Genomic DNA, 18,426 nt, shown 5'->3' with positions numbered 1-18,426 from the left:
GGGGTTGCCGTCGGACGCTGAAATTCCGGTTTTCCGGCGTTGCCGCAGAAAAGAAAATGCCGCCCGGAGGCGGCATTTTCGCGGATCTTTGCGGCTTGCCTCAGACCTGCTCGAAGGCGCCGTGGCAATGCTTGTATTTCTTGCCGGAGCCGCAGGGGCAGGTCTCGTTGCGGCCGATCTTGCCCCAGGTGGATGGATCATCCGGGTTGCGGTTTTCAGGAGAAACGATGACTTCCGATGCCTGGTAGATCGCCGGGGCGAAATCGTCCTCGCCGGTCGTAGGATCCAGGTGATGGGCCTGCATCAGCGGCGGTTCAGGTTCGGCGGGCGCCTGCTGCACCAGTTCGACGCGCATCAGCTGGGCGGTGACGGCTTCGCGCAGATTGTTGAGCAGCGCCGTGAAGAGCTCGAAGGCTTCCGACTTGTATTCCTGCAGCGGATCGCGTTGGGCATAGCCACGGAAGCCGATGACGGAGCGCAGATGGTCGAGGTTGACGATGTGTTCGCGCCAGAGATGATCGAGCGTCTGCATGACGATCGAGCGTTCGACATAATGCATGATGTCGTCGCCGAAACGCTCGGCCTTTTCCGTGAAGGCCGCATTGGTGGCTTCCGTCAGGCGCTCACGGATATCGTCCTCGCCGATGCCTTCTTCCTTCACCCAGTCCTCGATCGGCAGGTCGAGATTGAGGATGTTCAAAGCGCCGGTCTTCAGGCCGGCGGCATCCCATTGTTCGGCATAGGCGCGCTCGGGGATATGCTTTTCGACCATGTCTTCGATCACCTCACGGCGCATGTCGGAAACGGTCTCGGAAATATTGGTCGATTCCATCAGTTCGAGGCGCTGCTCGAAGATCACCTTGCGCTGATCGTTGAGAACGTCGTCATACTTCAAGAGGTTCTTGCGGATGTCGAAGTTACGGGCTTCGACCTTCTTCTGGGCGCGCTCCAGGGCCTTGTTGATCCAGGGATGGACGATCGCCTCGCCCTCCTTGAGGCCGAGCTTGGTCAGCATGCTGTCCATGCGGTCGGAGCCGAAGATGCGCATCAGGTCGTCCTGAAGCGAGAGGTAGAACTTCGAGCGGCCGGGGTCGCCCTGACGGCCGGAGCGGCCGCGCAACTGGTTGTCGATGCGGCGGCTTTCATGGCGCTCGGTGGCAATGACGTAGAGGCCGCCGGCTTCGAGCGCCTTCTGCTTGAGTGCCTTGATCTCCTCGATGATCGCCTGGATCCGGGCGTCGCGCTCCGGACCGGCTTCGACTTCGCCGAGTTCGCGCTCAATGCGCATGTCGAGGTTGCCGCCGAGCTGGATGTCGGTGCCGCGGCCGGCCATGTTGGTGGCGATGGTGATGGCACCCGGCACGCCGGCCTGGGCGACGATATAGGCTTCCTGCTCGTGGTAGCGGGCGTTCAGGACCTTGAAGTCGTCGAAGCCCTGCTTACGCAGGCGCTCGGCAAGCAATTCCGATTTCTCGATCGAGGTGGTGCCGACCAGCACCGGCTGGCCGCGCTTGTGGGCGTCGAGGATCTCCTCGATGATCGCCTTGAACTTCTCGTCGAAGGTCCGGTAGACCTCGTCGTCCTCGTCGAGGCGCTTGATCGGCAGGTTGGTCGGGACCTCGATGACATCGAGATTGTAAATGTTGGCGAATTCTTCCGCTTCCGTCTGCGCCGTGCCGGTCATGCCGGCGAGCTTGTCGTACATACGGAAGTAGTTCTGGAAGGTGATCGAGGCCAGCGTCTGGTTTTCCGGCTGGATCTGCACCTTTTCCTTGGCTTCGAGCGCCTGGTGCTGACCTTCCGAATAGCGGCGGCCCGGCATCATGCGACCGGTGAACTCGTCGATGATGACGACTTCGTCATTGCGGACGATATAGTCCTTGTCGCGCTGGAAGAGCTTGTGGGCCTTCAGCGCATTGTTGACGTGATGGACGATCGCGACGTTCTCAATGTCGTAGAGCGCGTTGCCCTTCAAGAGGCCGGCCTGGCGGAGCAGGTTTTCCAGCTTCTCGGTGCCCTCTTCGGAGAAGTTGGCGGAGCGCTGCTTCTCATCGATCTCGTAATCGCTCGGCGCCAGCAGCGGAATGAAGGCGTCGATCGTATTATAGAGTTCGGAGCGGTCGTCGAGCGGACCGGAGATGATCAGAGGCGTGCGCGCCTCGTCGACGAGGATCGAGTCCACTTCGTCGACGATTGCGAAGTTGTGGCCGCGTTGGACCATCTGGTTCTTCTCGTACTTCATGTTATCGCGCAGATAATCGAAGCCGAGTTCGTTGTTGGTGGCGTAAGTGATGTCGCACGCATAGGCGGCGTGGCGTTCCTCGTCGGAAAGGCCGTGGACAATGACGCCGGTGGTCATGCCGAGGAAGCCGTAGACGCGGCCCATGGTCGCGGCATCGCGCTGGGCGAGGTAATCGTTGACGGTGACGACGTGTACGCCCTTGCCGGAAAGCGCGTTCAGATAGACCGGCAGGGTGGCGACGAGGGTCTTGCCTTCGCCGGTCTTCATCTCGGCAATCGCATTCGAATGCAGGATCATGCCGCCGACCAGCTGTACGTCAAAAGGTCGCAGGCCGAGAACGCGGCGCGAGGCTTCGCGCACGACTGCAAAGGCCGGGATCAAAATGTCGTCGAGCGTCTTGCCCTCGGCGAGCAGGGCGCGAAACTCCACGGTCTTTGCCGCGAGCTGCTCGTCCGTCAGGGCCTTCGTCTTCTCTTCGATAGAGTTGATGGCAGTGACGTTCGGCTGGTAGGACCGCACGCGGCGGTCGTTGGAAGACCCAAATAACTTGCGGGCTATACCGCCAAAGCTGACCATATGACTGGCCCTTTCTCAATATTCATCCCCGGCGTTTCTTGTCCGCGGCCCAGCCGAAAATCAGGCGCGCGCCTTAAAACGCCCGGAAACTGTTCTGGACGCGAGGTTGCGTGACAGATAAGAGGGGGGTCGAATGATGTCAACGGATTTGGCGGATACAGAAAGGCCACAATCCGGTGTTGATGGCTATTTTGGGCTGGATTCAGGGGATGCTGAAACCGGCAATGTAACTGTGAAGGGTATTTCATGTTGAGCACCAACAAACTTGCCGTTCTGGCGTTTGCAACTTTTGTTGCGCTCCAGGGCCCGGCCCATGCCGATGACGCCGTCATCGCCAAGGTCGGCACTCTGGAGATCCACCAGTCGGAACTCGACCTTGCGGTCGCCAATCTCGACCCGCAGCTGGCGCAGCTTCCAGATGACCAGAAGAAGGTCGCAGCCCTTTCCGCCGCCATCGACGTGAAGCTGCTCGCCGCCGACGCTGCGGCTGAGAAGCTTGATCAAACCAACGAATTCAAGAAGCGCATGCAGTATCTCACCGACCGCGAGCTGCACAATGCCTATTTCAAGAAGCATGTCGTCGACATCGTGACGCCTGAGGAAGTCAAGGCCCGCTACGACAAGGAAGTCGCTGCCCTGCCGAAGCAGGAGGAAGTCCACGCCCGTCACATCCTCGTCAAGACCGAGGACGAAGCCAAGGACATCATCAAGCAGCTCGATGCCGGCAAGGATTTCGCCGAACTCGCCAAGGAAAAGTCCACCGATCCGAACAAGTCGGAAGGCGGCGACCTCGGCTATTTCACGCGCGGCCGCATGGTCAAGGAATTCGAGGACGCAGCCTTCGCGCTTGAGAAGGGCACCTATTCCAAGACGCCGGTTAAGACCGATTTCGGCTTCCACGTCATCAAGGTCGAGGATAAGCGCGACGCTCCGCCGCCGCCCTTCGAGCAGGTGCAGGATCAGGTTCGTCAGCTCGTCATGCGCGACAAGTATCTTGAGCTTCTGAACAAGGCGAAGGCCTCCGCCAAGATCGAGATCACGGACGAGACGCTGCGCAAGGGTTACGACCAGGCCAACAAGCAGCCGGAGCCGGGCAGTGAGCCCGTCGCGCCGGCGCCGCAGCAGTAATATTCGCATCAGGGCCCGGTTCTTCCGGGCCCTTCATTAGAGCCGGATGATTTTGGGCCTGATCGGCCTAAAATCATCCGGATCTAAATCAAAGAAGGTGAGCATGGTGTCGTCCGAAAGCCGCTGACACTTTTCGGCATCATGCTCTGGCATCGTTTGTTGTCGCATTTCCGGACGGCGAACCGGTTTCCATTTCGCCTGGAAGTGCTCATTGGCAGGTCTCATCATGTCCGGTTCCGTCTCTCCGCTCGCCCCGAAATCCTTCGTCTCGATGCCACCGCTGCGCGGCGTGCGGATGGCGACGGCTTCCGCCGGCATCAAGTACAAGAACCGCACGGATGTGCTGATGATGGTCTTTGACAGGCCGGCGACTGTTGCGGGCGTTTTTACCCGCTCGAAGTGCCCGTCGGCGCCGGTGGATTTCTGCCGGGCCAATCTCCCCCATGGCAGCGCCCGCGCCGTCGTCGTCAATTCCGGCAATGCTAATGCTTTCACCGGCCTGAAGGGCCGGCAGGCGACCGCGCTGACGGCGAAGTCGGCTGCCGCTGCCGTCGGCTGCGCCGAAAACGAGGTCTATCTGGCCTCGACCGGCGTCATCGGCGAGCCGCTGGATGCCACCAAATTCTCAGGCGTTCTGGACCGAATGCAGGTCGAAGCGACCGGCGATTTCTGGTTCGAGGCGGCCAAGGCGATCATGACCACCGACACCTATCCGAAGGTTTCGACCCGCAGCGCCGAGATCGGCGGCGTGGCCGTGACGATCAACGGCATCGCCAAGGGCGCCGGCATGATCGCGCCTGATATGGCGACGATGCTCTCCTTCGTCGTCACCGATGCCGACATTGCGCCAGCCGCGCTGCAGGCGCTTCTATCTGACGGCGTTGGCCCGACCTTCAATTCCATGACCGTCGACAGTGACACCTCCACCTCCGATACGTTGATGCTGTTTGCAACGGGAGCCGCGGCCGAGGACGGCCAGGCCCGCATCGAACGTGCCGATGATCCGCGCCTTGCCGCCTTCCGGGCCGCACTTAATGAAGTGCTGAAGGACCTGTCGCTGCAGGTGGTGCGCGACGGAGAGGGTGCCACCAAGATGCTTGAAATCACCGTGACGGGTGCCGAGAGCGATGCCGCCGCCAAGCGTATCGCGCTATCGATCGCCAATTCGCCGCTGGTAAAGACGGCGGCCGCCGGCGAAGACGCCAATTGGGGCCGTATCGTCATGGCCGTCGGCAAGTCCGGCGAGATGGCTGACCGCGACCGGCTCGCCATCTGGTTCGGCGACATCAGGGTCGCCGTCAATGGCGAGCGTGATGCCGATTATTCCGAGGAGGCCGCCTCGAACGTCATGAAGGCGCAGGATATCCCCGTCAAAGTCGATATCGGCCTCGGCGGCGGCACAGCAACCGTCTGGACCTGCGACCTCACCAAGGAATATGTTGCGATCAATGGCGACTATCGGAGCTGATCGTTCATTGGCGCAGGTATCCATTTTCTCACACAATCTGCCGCTGGTGCGCAGGCTGGAGGCCGTCGGCTTTCGCGCCTGGCCGGCGGCATCCGTGCAATATGACGGCAGCTGGCAGGTGCGCCTGACGGCCGGTCACCCGTCCAACCGGCTGAATTCGATCGTGCCGCTCGATCCCTCGGATCATCGCGATGTCGAAATCCGCCTGGAAAAGGCGCGCCGAAAGTTCGAGGCCTATGGCCGCGCCGCTGTGGTCCGCCAGACGCCGCTGGCCTCGCCGGTGCTGATCGAACTTCTGCGCGCGCAGAACTGGACGCGCTTCGACGATACGGTGGTGATGACCTGCGACCTTGCCGAGGCGGAGCTGCCGGATACGCTCGATCACCTGCCGACTCACGATGTCGGCCGTTTCGTCGACGCCAACCTCGCCGTCGACCGGGCGCCACTGAGGCTGAAGCCGGCGCTTGCCGAAATCATTTCAGCGATCAAGCCGCCATCCGGCCTGTTCATGATCGAGAATGCGGCGGACGGCCCGCTTGCGACCGTGCTCTGCGTCCAGGACAATGACCTTGCCGGGATCATGTCGCTTTCGGTCTCCGAGGCGCGGCGGCGCGAGGGGCTCGGCATCGAAATCCTCACCTCGGCGCTGCGCTGGGCGCGCATGCGTAGCGCCCGTTCGGCCTGGCTGCAGGTGAAGCTGTCCAACCGCCCGGCCATCGCACTCTATGAGCGCCTGGGTTTTCGCGACGCCTATCATTATTGCTATTGGCAGCAGGAGCCGCGATGAGCGAGGCAGGCCGGAAGATATTGCTGGTCGCCGCCTGTGCGCTGATCGATGCCGATGGGCGTATCCTGTTGGCACAGCGTCCCGAGGGAAAGTCGCTTGCCGGGTTGTGGGAGTTTCCCGGCGGCAAGGTCGAGCCCGGTGAGACGCCGGAGGAAACGCTGGTGCGCGAGCTTGAGGAAGAACTCGGCATCAACACCAAGATTGCCTGCCTTGCGCCGCTTACCTTTGCCAGCCACTCCTACGAGACCTTCCACCTTTTGATGCCGCTTTATATCTGCCGGCGCTATGAGGGCATTCCCCAGGGCCGGGAGGGGCAGGCGCTAAAATGGGTGCGTCCGCAGGCGCTACGCGACTATCCGATGCCGCCGGCTGACGAGCCGCTCATCCCGATGTTGCAGGATTTACTTTAGCGTTATCTGATTATTATTGTGCCACATCGTTTTCGGCTGTGGATATTAATGGATCGTTTAACACCTTCTGCCAAAGATCGGCCTCAATCAAGCATCTGGCGTGCGTGTATTAAAAGGCTTGACGTCATGGACGATGATTTCTGGAAAGCTGTCCGGGAAAAGGAACGGGCCTCGTCTGCCTCGCGCAGGACGGGTGCGCTGAATATCGCCCTTCTGTTCGGCACGGCAGTGGTCGCGCTGACGCTCATTCTGACGCCAATGCTTGCGGATTCCTCGAAGAAAAGCGTCTTTGCCAGCGCGCCGGCGGATTTCGATACGATCACGACAGGATCGATCCCGAAGAGTGACAGCGGCAAGCGTTATACGATCCGCCGCAGCGTCCTCCAGGATACGCCCGGTTCGGTCTGCGTCGTCCAGGGCTATGGCGTCGGCGCCGGTTGCTGAAAAATGCCGGCCGTCGCCCGATGGTCGTGGAATTGGTCGTTTGCCGTCGGTTTCGCTCAGGGGTCGCGAAATAATGCGTATTTTGAAAGCATTTCTTGCAGATAACAGAGGTGCGACGGCAATTGAGTATGGCTTGATCGCCGCCCTCATTTGTGGCGCGCTCATCTCCGGTCTCGGGGTCTTCACCGGCGCCCTGCAGGACGTCTTCAACGTGATCAACAACAATATGACGGCGAATTGAAGAAACAGCCGGCCGTTACTGCTTGAGCTTGTGCTCGTCCACCTTCAATGCATCGGCAAGGCGCGCCTTGGCCGAACCCGGCCTGAGCGGCTTTTGCTGGCTCTCATGGGCAGCCCATCCCGAGACATAGATGATCGAGAAGGTGGCGCGGATGCGTCCATCGGGATCGGAATAACGTTCGGCGTAGATCTCCGCCGCGCGCAGGAAGAAGGCGCGTGTGAGCGGCATCCGGGCGCGCGCCGCAAGCGGATTGCTCATGCCCATCGCTCGCAGATCCCGCATCAGCGGAAAGAGCGAATCATAGCGCACCGTATAGTTCTCCGCATCGATTACCGGCAACGTGAAGCCGGCGCGCTGCATGAGGCTGCCGACATCGCGCACATCGGCGAAGGGGATGACACGCGGGCTTGCGCCACCCGTCATCTCGATCTCGGTGGCAAGCAGCACATCGCGCAGTTCCTGTAGCGTGCCGGCGCCGGGGATCGCCGCCATGAACAGGCCGTCCGGCTTCAGGGCGCGGCGGATCTGGATGAAGACACCCGGCGTATCGTTGGTCAGATGCAGGCTGAGCGGCGCAAGGATAAGATTGGCCGATTGCTGTTCGAGCGGCACGTCCTCGAGCGGCGCCTCGATCAAGGTTTCACCCGGCCCGGCATAGGCTTTCTCGCTTTCGATGCGGATCATCGTGCCGATTTTGCCCGTCGCCAACGCGGCACGGGCGGCAGCACCGGTTGCGCCATGCAGTTCGACGGCGGTCTCGAAAGTCCGCTCGACCACAGTAAGCCGCTCGGCCATTTCCTCAGCGGCAATGTCGAGCAGGAAGGCGGCTTTCGGGTCGTTGTTTACAAGCGCGCGATGGCGATGTGCGGCGATCAGGGCTCTGTCGAAGATCGTTTCCATGGCGATGTCCTTAGTCCCGCGCCGCCTGTGCGGCAAGACGATTTTCCTTTCGCGAAGAACAGGCTAGTCTCGGCGGCATGGGACTGATCAATGTTGAAAAACCGTCAGAGTTCTTGCGGGCGCATCTCTTGCGGCCGTTTTCGGCGCTTGCCGATTTCTTTTATCCGCCCGCCTGCTCCGTCTGCGGTATTTCCACAGGCGGCCATCGCGGGCTCTGCGCAAAATGCTGGTCCGGCATCCGCTTCATCGAACGGCCCTATTGCGAGGTGCTTGGCATTCCCTTCTCGCATGATCTCGGCGTCGGCATCCTCAGCGCCGAGGCGATCGCCAACCCGCCGCCCTTCGACCGGCTGCGGTCGGCTGCGACCCATGACCATGCGGTCCGCGATCTCGTTCATGGGCTCAAATATCGCGATCGCACAGATCTGGCACCGATGATGGCTGCCTGGATGCTGCGCGCTTCCGACGGGACGGTCGAGAGCTGCGATGCGCTGATCCCGGTGCCGCTGCACCGCACCCGCATGCTGGCGCGCAAGTTCAACCAGGCAGCCGAGCTTGCCCGCCATATGGCAAGGCTCTCAGGCAAGCCGCTGCTTGCCGCCACGCTTGTTCGCGTCAAGCGCACCAGCCAGCAGGTCGGCCTCGGCGCCAAGGCGCGTGAGGACAATGTCAGGGGTGCTTTCGCGATTGCCAAGGGTTGCGAAAACGACATTTTCGGCAAGCGTATCGTCCTCGTCGACGACGTCTATACAACAGGGGCGACGGTCGCTGCGGCAAGCCGGACACTGCGCAAGGCGGGTGCGGCCGACATAACGGTTTTGACCTTTGCAAGGGCTCTCTCCGAGCCTATATGACAGGAATACCCGGCATCAGTCTGGAGAGATTATGGTACCCGTCACCATCTATACACGGCAGTTTTGCGGCTATTGCACCCGCGCCAAGTCCCTTCTCGAAGAAAAGGGCGTCGAATATGTCGAGCACGACGCGACCTTTTCGCCGGATCTTCGCCAGGAGATGATCGGCAAGTCGAACGGACGGACCACTTTTCCGCAGATTTTCATCGGCGCCGATCATGTCGGCGGTTGCGACGATCTCTTTGCGCTCGATCGGGCCGGCAAGCTCGATCCGATGCTGGCGGCTTGAGGAAGAACCGATGAGCTTCAAGGCCGCAGCTGTCCAGATGTGCTCCGGGGTCGATCCGGCGAAGAATGCCGCCGCCATGGCGCGGCTGGTGCGCGAGGCCGTTGCCCAGGGCGCGACCTATGTGCAGACGCCCGAGATGACCGGCATGCTGCAGCGAGACCGTGCGGCGGCACGCGCCGTGCTTGCCGACGAGGCGCATGACATCATCGTCAAGACTGGCTCAGAGCTTGCCGTGGAGCTCGGTATTCACATGCATGTCGGTTCGACTGCGATTGCCCTTGCTGACGGAAAGATCGCCAATCGCGGTTTCCTGTTCGGTCCCGACGGCAGGATTCTCAATCGCTACGACAAGATCCATATGTTCGACGTCGATCTCGACAATGGCGAGAGCTGGCGTGAAAGTGCCGCCTATACAGCCGGCTCGGAGGCCCGCGTCCTGTCGCTGCCCTTTGCCGAAATGGGCTTTGCGATCTGTTACGACGTGCGGTTTCCCGCGCTCTTCCGCGCCCAGGCCATGGCCGGTGCCGAGGTGATGACAGTGCCCGCCGCCTTCACCAAGCAGACCGGCGAGGCGCATTGGGAGATCCTCCTCAGGGCACGGGCAATCGAGAACGGTGTCTTCATCATCGCTGCCGCACAGGCAGGCCGGCACGAGGACGGGCGCGAGACTTTCGGCCATTCGATGATCATCGATCCCTGGGGCACGGTGCTGGCGTCGGCCGGCGCCACCGGTGCGGCGGTTATCGTCGCCGAGATCGATCCCGCCGCGGTCAAGGCCGCGCATGACAAGATCCCGAACCTGAGGAATGGCCGGGAATTCTCGGTAGAGAAGATTGCGGGAGCAGTCGCCGGAGGCGTCGCCGCTTGATCCGCTATTCCCTCACCTGTGACAATGCCCATGAATTCGAAGGCTGGTTTTCGGAAAGCGCCGATTTCGATCGTCAGGTCGAAACCGGTTTTCTGACCTGCCCGGTCTGTCATTCCGCCGCCATTTCCAAGCTGTTGATGGCGCCTTCGGTGTCGACCGCGCGGAAGAAGGACGAGAGGCAGACGCTGGCGATGGATGCCATGCGCCGCGAGGCCCTGCAAAAGCTCAAGGAGGCCGTTGCGGCGGTCAAGGCCAATTCCGAGGACGTCGGCACGCAATTTCCCGAGGAAGCCCGCAAGATCCACTACGGCGAGGCGGATGCCCGCGGCATCATCGGCCAGGCGACGTTCGACGAGGCGCAGGCCCTCCTCGAAGAGGGCATCGAGATCGCAGCCATTCCTGTTTTGCCGGAAGACGTAAACTGACGTGTAGTCCACGCCGCTCGCCTTCTATGATTTCGGCCTGCGTATCGCGCTGAAAGTGTAGCCGGCTTATTGACGGCGGGACTAAAGCGCGTCGCGATCTTTCAGATTCGCTCCTCGCGCTTTAGCCCTTTGTTTTTGCGCATGTCGTTGTCGCAAAACCGCTGCACAGTTTTGCGCGACATGCCCTAAGCCGGCCGCTTCGCCAGCAGCATATAATTCACGTCCATATCCTTGGACAGGTTCCATTGGTTCGACAGTGGATTGAAGAAGACGCCGGTGCGGTCGGTGATCTCGAGGCCGTTTGCGGCCAGCGGCTTTTCCAGCTCTTCCGGGCGTACCAGCTTTTCATACTGATGCGTGCCGCGCGGCAGCCAGCGCAGAATGTTCTCGGCGGCGAAGATGGCAAGCGCTGCCGCCTTCATCGTACGGTTGATGGTGGCAACGAAGATCAGGCCGCCGGGGCGGACCATTTTCGCGCAGGTCGTCATGAAGAATTCGACATCGGCGACGTGTTCCACCACCTCCATGTTCAAGACGATATCGAAGGTCTCGCCAGCCTCGGCGAGCTCCTCGGCGGTGACGGCGCGATAGTCGACCGAAACACCGGAGGCCTTCGCATGGGTGGAGGCGATGCCAATATTCTTCTCGGACGGATCGGCGCCGACGACGGACGCGCCCATGCGGGCGAGAGGTTCGGATAACAGACCGCCGCCGCAGCCGATATCGAGCACGCGCAGGCCCTCGAGCGGGCGCGCGCTTTTCGGATCACGGCCGAAATTCTCGCAGGCTTTGTCTCTTATATAGGCGAGCCGGACGGGATTGAACTTGTGCAGCGGCTTGAATTTGCCGGTCGGGCTCCACCATTCCGCCGCCATCGCCGAGAAGCGGTCCACTTCACCTTGGTCGATCGTGCTTCTGGCGCCTTCCGTCATCGTCCACTCCTTCATTCGTGAGATGTGAAGTCGGACGATCGGGGGCATAAGTCAAGGGTGCAGACCAGAGGACTGACGAGGGCGGAACCGCTCGCCAATAGCTTTTATCGCCTGCGCTTGCCTCCCCCCGCCAAACTCGCTAAGAGACGCCGCAACTTGGGGCCTTTGGGGACCTGGGCTTTAGAGCGGTTCCGGAAGTTGGGAATCCGGCTCTCTGGCCAAGCGGTCTGCCCCAGAGCTTTCGTGATGCCGGGTCAGGTTTTCCGCTTTCCCGGCGCCAGTCGTGGTAGAGGCATATGGCACGCATTGTAATGAAATTCGGCGGCACGTCCGTCGCTGACCTGGACCGCATCAAGAATGTTGCCCGCCACGTAAAACGCGAAGTCGATGCCGGGCACGAGGTCGCGGTAGTGGTGTCGGCCATGTCCGGCAAGACCAATGAACTGGTTGGCTGGGTCCAGGGCACGCCGAAGGTGATCGGCGCCAATTCTCCGTTTTACGATGCGCGGGAATATGATGCGGTGGTCGCATCCGGCGAGCAGGTGACATCAGGGCTGCTGGCAATCGCATTGCAAGCGATGGATATCAATGCCCGTTCCTGGCAGGGATGGCAGATCCCGATCCGCACCGACAACGCGCATGGCGCGGCACGGATCATGGAGATTGACGGCTCTGACATCGTCAAACGCATGGGCGAGGGGCAGGTTGCCGTCATCTCCGGCTTCCAGGGGTTGGGACCCGACAACCGTATCGCGACGCTCGGGCGCGGCGGATCGGACACTTCGGCCGTCGCAATCGCGGCAGCTGTCAAGGCAGACCGCTGTGATATCTATACTGACGTCGACGGCGTCTACACGACCGACCCCCGCATCGTGCCGAAGGCGCGCAGGCTGAAGAAGATCGCCTTCGAGGAAATGCTGGAAATGGCCTCGCTTGGCGCCAAGGTACTGCAGGTGCGCTCGGTCGAGCTTGCCATGGTGCACAAGGTGCGCACCTTCGTGCGCTCATCATTCGAAGACCCCGATGCTCCGGGCATGGGCGATCTGCTGAACCCGCCCGGAACGCTGATTTGTGACGAGGATGAAATCGTGGAACAGGAAGTAGTCACCGGCATCGCCTATGCCAAGGATGAGGCTCAGATCTCGCTTCGCCGTCTTGCCGACCGGCCGGGCGTGTCCGCGGCGATCTTCGGGCCGCTTGCCGAATCCCATATCAATGTCGACATGATCGTCCAGAATATCTCCGAGGATGGGTCGAAGACCGACATGACCTTCACCGTGCCGTCAGGCGACGTCGAGAAGGCGATCAAGGTGCTCGGCGACCATAAGGAGAAGATCGGCTACGATGTCGTGCAGAACGAATCGGGGCTGGTGAAAGTATCGGTCATCGGTATTGGCATGCGCAGCCACGCGGGCGTTGCCGCGACCGCATTTCGTGCACTTGCCGAAAAAGGCATCAACATCAAGGCGATCACGACCTCCGAGATCAAGATTTCCATCCTGATTGACGGTCCCTATGCAGAACTCGCTGTCAGGACTTTGCATTCCTGCTACGGTCTGGATAAGAATTGATTCCCAGTGGGCGGCCTGCCCCTTCAGGTTGAGGAGACGAGGGCCGGCCTGCCGGGACTGAGTGCGTTGTTTCGGGAGCTTGAGACGCCATGAGAGACCTTTCCGGCGGTCCGCGCGTGCTGCTCAGGCGGCTGCGCGAGTTGATGGCGGAGCCGCTGGAGCCGCAGGAGCGTCTTGACCGGATCGTCCGCCAGATTGCCGGCAATATGGTGGCGGAGGTTTGCTCCGTCTATGTGCTGCGCGCCGACGGTGTACTCGAACTCTACGCGACCGAAGGCCTCAACCGCGAGGCCGTGCATCTGGCGCAACTGAAGATGGGGCAGGGCCTGGTCGGCACGATCGCGGCCTCGGCCCAGCCGCTGAACCTTTCCGACGCGCAGTCGCACCCTGCTTTCCGCTACCTGCCGGAAACGGGCGAAGAAATCTACCATTCCTTCCTTGGTGTGCCGATCCTCAGGACCGGGCGCTCACTCGGCGTTCTCGTCGTGCAGAACAAGGCAAGCCGCAACTATCGCGAGGAAGAGCTGGAAGCGCTCGAGACGACCGCGATGGTGCTTGCCGAGATGATCGCCACCGGCGAGCTCAAGAAGATCACCAAGCCGGGCCTCGAACTCGACCTGACGCGTTCGGTGACCGTTGATGGCGACACTTATAATGACGGCATCGGCCTCGGTTACGTCGTGCTGCACGAGCCGCGCATCGTCGTCACCAACCTGCTGAACGAAGATGCCGAGAAGGAAATTCGGCGGCTGGCCGAAGCCATGGGCTCGCTTCGGATTTCAATCGACGACATGCTGTCGCGTCGCGACGTGTCGATGGAGGGCGAACATCGTGAGGTGCTCGAAACCTATCGCATGTTCGCGCATGACCAGGGCTGGGTGCGCAAGCTCGAGGAGGCGATCCGCAACGGCCTGACGGCGGAAGCAGCAGTCGAGAAGGTGCAGAGCGACACCAAGGCGCGGATGATGCGGTTGACCGACCCTTATCTGCGCGAACGCATGCATGATTTCGAGGATCTGGCGAACCGTCTGCTCAGACAGTTGACGGGTTATACCGGCCGGACGACCGCCGAAGGTTTCCCCAGCGACGCAATCATCCTGGCGCGCGCCATGGGGGCAGCCGAGCTGCTCGATTATCCGCGTTCCAATGTGCGTGGGCTGGTGCTGGAAGAAGGGGCGGTGACGAGCCACGTGGTGATCGTCGCACGCGCCATGGGCATTCCGGTCATCGGCCAGGCGGCGGGTGTGGTGGCGCTCGCCGAGAATGGTGATGCCGTGATCATCGACGCCGACGAGGGGCATGTGCATCTGCGGCCGATGGCCGATCACCGGCGTTCCTATGAAGAAAAGGTCCGCTTCCGCGCCAGGCGGCAGGAACAGTTCCGGGCACTGCGCGCCGTCGAGCCGGTTACCAAGGATGGGCAGCGGATCTCGCTGATGATGAATGCGGGGCTGTTGGTCGACCTGCCGCAGCTTTCGGAATCGGGTGCCGAGGGCATCGGCCTCTTCCGCACCGAGCTGCAATTCATGATCGCCTCCACCATGCCGAAGGCGGATGAGCAGGAGCAGTTCTATCGCAATGTGATCAAACAGGCGGCGGGCCGCACCGTCACCTTCCGTACGCTCGATATCGGCGGCGATAAGGTGGTGCCCTATTTCCGCGGCCATGAGGAAGAAAATCCAGCGCTCGGCTGGCGCGCCATCCGGCTGTCGCTCGACCGGCCGGGACTGTTGCGCACCCAGTTGCGCGCTCTGCTAAAGGCATCGGCCGACACCGAGCTGAAGCTGATGGTGCCGATGGTGACCGAGGTTTCTGAGTTGAAGATGGTGCGCGAGCTTTTGCAGAAGGAAGTGCAGCATCTCTCACGCTTCGGCCACGGCTTGCCGCGCAAGCTGCAATTCGGGGCGATGCTGGAGGTGCCGGCCCTGCTTTGGCAGCTCGACGAACTGATGGAGGCGGTCGATTTCGTCTCGGTCGGTTCGAACGACCTCTTCCAGTTCTCGATGGCGGTCGATCGCGGCAATGCACGGGTTTCGGACCGCTTCGATCCGCTGGGCAAGCCGTTCTTGCGCATCCTGCGCGATATTGTGCGCGGGGCAGAGCGGAACAAGACGCCGGTGACGCTCTGCGGCGAGCTCGCCAGCAAACCCATCTCGGCGATGGCGCTGCTCGGTATCGGCTTCCGCTCGATCTCGATGTCACCGGCCTCGATCGGACCGGTGAAGGCGATGCTGCTAGGGCTCGATGTCGGGGCGCTGACGAAGGCGATGGACGAGGTGCTGGACGATCACCACGCCTTGACGCCGATGCGCGAGGTGCTTGCCCGCTTCGCCGAGAGCCACAATATTCCCCTTTAGACAGAGATTAAGAAGAATCGGAGTGAAGGGTGGCGAAGCTTCCCGTTGAAAAGATGCGCGAGCTGGAACGTCGTTTCGGCGAGATCGAGGCGCGCATGTCGGCTGGCCCGGCTGCCGATGTCTATGTGAAGCTCGCATCCGAATATTCCGAGCTGCAGCCTGTCGTGACGAAGATCCGCGTCTATGAGAAAGCGGTCGCCGAGCTGGCCGATCTCGAAACGCTGCTCGAGGATAGGTCGGTCGACCGCGAGATGCGCGACCTCGCCGAGCTGGAGCTGCCCGAGGTGAAAGAGCAGATCGAGGTGCTGGAACAGGAGATGCAGATCCTGCTTCTGCCGAAGGACGCAGCGGACGAAAAGAGCGCGATCCTCGAAATCCGCGCCGGCACGGGCGGCTCGGAAGCCGCTCTTTTCGCCGGCGATCTGTTTCGCATGTACGAGCGCTTTGCGGCGGAAAAGGGCTGGAAGGTGGAGGTGCTCTCGGCGAGCGAGGGCGAAGCCGGCGGCTACAAGGAAATCATCGCGACGATCACCGGCAGGGGCGTCTTTGCCAAGCTGAAATTCGAATCCGGCGTGCATCGCGTGCAGCGCGTGCCGGAAACCGAGGCGGGGGGCCGCATCCATACGTCGGCGGCGACGGTGGCGGTGCTGCCCGAGGCCGAGGAGATCGACATCGAGATCCGGGCTGAAGACATCCGCATCGACACGATGCGCTCTTCGGGCGCGGGCGGCCAGCACGTCAATACGACGGACTCGGCGGTGCGTATCACCCACCTGCCGAGCGGCATCGTCGTCACCAGCTCGGAAAAATCGCAACACCAAAATCGCGCCAAGGCGATGCAGGTGCTTCGCTCCAGGCTTTATGACGCGGAGCGGCAGCGGGCCGACAGCGAGCGCTCGGCCGATCGCAAAAGCCAGGTCGGCTCCGGCGACCGCTCGGAACGTATCCGCACCTATAATTTCCCGCAGGGGCGGGTGACGGACCATCGCATCAATCTGACGCTCTATAAGCTTGACCGAATGATGGAAGGCGAGATCGAGGAGGTCGTCGACGCGCTGATGGCCGATTACCAGGCCAGCCAGCTGGCGCAGCTCGGCGAGCAACAATGAGCTCGACGGTCGCCGATTTGCTTGCCGAAGCGCGCCGTCGCTTCACCGAGGCCGGTATCGTCGACCCGGCGACCGATGCGCGGCTGCTTGTCGCGGGCCTTCTGAAATTGTCGCCGACCGAGCTGTTGACGCGATCGGCCGAGCGGCTTTCTCCTGAGCAGGCCGAAGTGATTTTCAAGGCGCTGGAGCGGCGGCTCGGCCATGAGCCGGTGCATCGCATTCTCGGCGAGCGGGAATTCTATGGCCTGCCGCTGCGGCTCTCGGCGGAAACGCTGGAACCGCGGCCGGATACGGAAATCCTGGTCGATACAGTTCTCGTCTATCTCAAAGACCTTGCAAAGGCGCAAAGCCGTCTCCATATCCTTGATATGGGAACCGGGACCGGGGCGATATGCCTTGCGCTTTTGAGCGAGTGTCCTGATGCGTCAGGTGTCGGCAGCGACATATCGGCGGATGCACTTCTGACGGCAAGATCGAATGCAGAAAGAAACGGGTTGCAGGATCGTTTTCAGGTCGTCCAGTCGAGTTGGTTCGAGAACATCCAGGGATCCTTTCACGCGATTGTCTCAAATCCGCCCTATATTGCTTCCAATGTCATTCACGATCTCGCTCCCGAAGTGACGAAATTTGATCCGGCTGCGGCTCTGGATGGCGGCCCGGATGGGCTTGACGCTTACAAAGCCATAGCCAAGGATGCGGCAAGGTTCATCAGGCCCGATGGGGTCGTCGGACTGGAGATCGGCTACGATCAGCGAAACGACGTGACGGCGATCTTTGAAGCGAAAGGCTTCATGTGCCTCAAATCCGTGAAAGATTATGGTCAGAACGACAGGGTGCTCGTGTTCGCGCTCGCGTGAGAGACGATAATGCGGCATTGAACAGGACATTATTGTTATTGCGAAGAAAAGGCTTGGATTTCCCGGTGAAGCAATATAGGTTGCGGTCACGTGTTGGGCAGATAGGAATGAACGAGATTCGTTCGGTACTTGGTTTGCCTCGGGGGTCCGCTCTTTTAAACGAGAGTTTCAACGGTTGAACACGACCCAATGCGTGAATCAGTCAAACTGACTTGAGAACCAAGCGGCAGGTCGGCGCAAAGGCGCAGTATGCTCGCGGCACAAAGGTCCTGACCCGGTTTCCGGTCATGGCGGTTGGTGCCATGTATCCATCACAAACAGAGAATTCAGGTGAACGATCTATGAGGCCAGGACAGCAGAACAAGCGCGGTCGAGGGCGTGGTAACAATAACAACGGCGGCGGTGGCGGCGGCGGTGGAAATAACAATAACAACAATTTCAACCGCAAGGGCGGCAATCCGCTGACCCGGACCTATGACAGCTCCGGCCCCGATGTGAAGATTCGCGGTACTGCGCAGCATATCGCCGAAAAATACGCGCAGCTCGCCCGCGACGCCCAAAGCTCCGGCGATCGCGTGATTGCCGAGAACTATCTCCAGCACGCCGAACATTACAATCGTATCATCGCCAGCGCCCAGGCGCAGATGCAGGAACGCTTCCAGCGCGACGACCGCGGCGAGTACAATGATCGCGAAGGTGCGGACCGCGACGGCGACGATATGGATAACAATGAGAATGACAATGACAATGACGGCGACGACGTCGTTATCGTCCAGCCGCCGCAGAACAGGCAGCACCAGCCGCAGAACAGGCAGCACCAGCCGCAGGCACAGCAGCAGCCGAAGCCGGTACCCGCGCAGGCGCCTGCACCGGCACCCCAGTCCGAACTCATCGATGGAACTGGCCCACAGCCGGAGATCGAAGGGATTCAGGCTGAAGTCGCCATGGACGTGGAAGGTGCCGGCGCC

General features: G+C 61.3%; 19 protein-coding genes. 15 read left to right on the top strand and 4 right to left on the bottom strand.

From position 1 onward, the window contains the following. Positions 1-100: 100 nt before the first annotated feature. Positions 101-2,818 carry a preprotein translocase subunit SecA gene (gene secA, locus MOV76_RS20030; RefSeq protein ID WP_018243756.1) on the bottom strand — a complete coding sequence of 906 codons (2,718 nt, stop codon included), beginning with the start codon at positions 2,816-2,818 and terminating at the stop codon, positions 101-103. 246 nt (positions 2,819-3,064) lie between these two features. Between secA and MOV76_RS20025 the strand changes: the two genes are divergently transcribed. Beyond that, entirely contained in the window at positions 3,065-3,946 is an 882-nt protein-coding gene (locus MOV76_RS20025; protein ID WP_018243755.1) for a peptidylprolyl isomerase, read from the top strand. Positions 3,947-3,982: 36 nt separating this feature from the next. Here the strand turns inward: MOV76_RS20025 and MOV76_RS20020 are convergent, their stop codons facing one another. Next, complete coding sequence (locus MOV76_RS20020; protein ID WP_018243754.1) at positions 3,983-4,174, bottom strand: hypothetical protein; 192 nt, start codon at positions 4,172-4,174, stop codon at positions 3,983-3,985. Here MOV76_RS20020 and argJ point away from each other — a divergent pair. From argJ to MOV76_RS19995, 5 genes are all read left to right on the top strand, one after another. Next, positions 4,173-5,414: a bifunctional glutamate N-acetyltransferase/amino-acid acetyltransferase ArgJ gene (gene argJ / locus MOV76_RS20015; RefSeq protein ID WP_018243753.1), complete on the top strand. Its 1,242-nt coding sequence runs from the start codon at positions 4,173-4,175 to the stop codon at positions 5,412-5,414. The two genes, MOV76_RS20020 and argJ, sit on opposite strands and share 2 nt — an antisense overlap. Further along, complete coding sequence (locus tag MOV76_RS20010; RefSeq protein ID WP_018243752.1) at positions 5,395-6,201, top strand: N-acetyltransferase; 807 nt, start codon at positions 5,395-5,397, stop codon at positions 6,199-6,201. The genes argJ and MOV76_RS20010 overlap by 20 nt, the downstream gene beginning before the upstream one ends. Then, positions 6,198-6,611, top strand: coding sequence for an 8-oxo-dGTP diphosphatase MutT (gene mutT / locus MOV76_RS20005; protein WP_012759141.1), 414 nt, complete (start codon positions 6,198-6,200; stop codon positions 6,609-6,611). The genes MOV76_RS20010 and mutT overlap by 4 nt, the downstream gene beginning before the upstream one ends. Positions 6,612-6,737: 126 nt before the next feature. Further along, on the top strand, positions 6,738-7,055 hold the full coding sequence (locus MOV76_RS20000; protein ID WP_018243751.1) for a hypothetical protein: 318 nt from the start codon (positions 6,738-6,740) through the stop codon (positions 7,053-7,055). 73 nt (positions 7,056-7,128) lie between these two features. After that, positions 7,129-7,296, top strand: coding sequence for a Flp family type IVb pilin (locus MOV76_RS19995; protein ID WP_018243750.1), 168 nt, complete (start codon positions 7,129-7,131; stop codon positions 7,294-7,296). A gap of 15 nt (positions 7,297-7,311) precedes the next feature. Here the strand turns inward: MOV76_RS19995 and MOV76_RS19990 are convergent, their stop codons facing one another. Next, complete coding sequence (locus tag MOV76_RS19990; RefSeq protein ID WP_247265135.1) at positions 7,312-8,196, bottom strand: methyltransferase domain-containing protein; 885 nt, start codon at positions 8,194-8,196, stop codon at positions 7,312-7,314. A 77-nt stretch (positions 8,197-8,273) separates the two neighbouring features. Here MOV76_RS19990 and MOV76_RS19985 point away from each other — a divergent pair, with 77 nt between their 5' ends. Genes MOV76_RS19985 through MOV76_RS19970 form a run of 4 tightly spaced genes read left to right on the top strand, consistent with a single transcriptional unit; the run spans position 8,274 to position 10,632 of the window. Further along, a complete protein-coding gene (locus MOV76_RS19985) occupies positions 8,274-9,050 on the top strand; it encodes a ComF family protein (RefSeq protein ID WP_112905364.1) in 777 nt (258 codons plus the stop codon). Positions 9,051-9,081: 31 nt separating this feature from the next. Next, the gene (grxC, locus tag MOV76_RS19980; protein WP_011653683.1) at positions 9,082-9,339 is read left to right on the top strand and encodes a glutaredoxin 3; all 258 of its coding nucleotides are present in this window, start codon (positions 9,082-9,084) and stop codon (positions 9,337-9,339) included. A gap of 10 nt (positions 9,340-9,349) precedes the next feature. Then, on the top strand, positions 9,350-10,207 hold the full coding sequence (locus tag MOV76_RS19975; RefSeq protein ID WP_018243747.1) for a carbon-nitrogen hydrolase family protein: 858 nt from the start codon (positions 9,350-9,352) through the stop codon (positions 10,205-10,207). Then, complete coding sequence (locus MOV76_RS19970) at positions 10,204-10,632, top strand: DUF1178 family protein (protein ID WP_018243746.1); 429 nt, start codon at positions 10,204-10,206, stop codon at positions 10,630-10,632. Before MOV76_RS19975 ends, MOV76_RS19970 begins: the two co-directional genes overlap by 4 nt. Before the next feature lie 185 nt (positions 10,633-10,817). On the opposite strand, the gene ubiG is transcribed toward MOV76_RS19970, so the two are convergent. Beyond that, on the bottom strand, positions 10,818-11,564 hold the full coding sequence (gene ubiG / locus MOV76_RS19965) for a bifunctional 2-polyprenyl-6-hydroxyphenol methylase/3-demethylubiquinol 3-O-methyltransferase UbiG (protein ID WP_247265134.1): 747 nt from the start codon (positions 11,562-11,564) through the stop codon (positions 10,818-10,820). Between the two features lie 296 nt (positions 11,565-11,860). On the opposite strand from ubiG, the gene MOV76_RS19960 reads away from it, so the two are divergent. The 5 genes from MOV76_RS19960 to MOV76_RS19940 form a co-directional block, all read left to right on the top strand. After that, entirely contained in the window at positions 11,861-13,135 is a 1,275-nt protein-coding gene (locus tag MOV76_RS19960) for an aspartate kinase (RefSeq protein WP_011653679.1), read from the top strand. 89 nt (positions 13,136-13,224) lie between these two features. Then, entirely contained in the window at positions 13,225-15,492 is a 2,268-nt protein-coding gene (ptsP, locus tag MOV76_RS19955; RefSeq protein ID WP_018243744.1) for a phosphoenolpyruvate--protein phosphotransferase, read from the top strand. Positions 15,493-15,521: 29 nt separating this feature from the next. Further along, positions 15,522-16,601, top strand: coding sequence for a peptide chain release factor 1 (gene prfA / locus MOV76_RS19950; RefSeq protein ID WP_028734613.1), 1,080 nt, complete (start codon positions 15,522-15,524; stop codon positions 16,599-16,601). Beyond that, positions 16,598-17,458 (top strand): peptide chain release factor N(5)-glutamine methyltransferase, encoded by an 861-nt coding sequence (gene prmC / locus MOV76_RS19945; RefSeq protein ID WP_131647655.1) that lies wholly within the window; start codon positions 16,598-16,600, stop codon positions 17,456-17,458. The genes prfA and prmC overlap by 4 nt, the downstream gene beginning before the upstream one ends. Before the next feature lie 341 nt (positions 17,459-17,799). Continuing rightward, positions 17,800-18,426: DUF4167 domain-containing protein (locus MOV76_RS19940; RefSeq protein WP_247265146.1), on the top strand; the 627-nt coding region annotated here is incomplete at its 3' end.

It is taken from the genome of Rhizobium sp. PRIMUS64, assembly GCF_023006465.1.
Lineage (GTDB): Bacteria > Pseudomonadota > Alphaproteobacteria > Rhizobiales > Rhizobiaceae > Rhizobium > Rhizobium leguminosarum.
The sequence above is the reverse complement of the archived record's forward strand: the minus strand, read 5'-3'. Positions and strand labels throughout refer to the sequence as shown.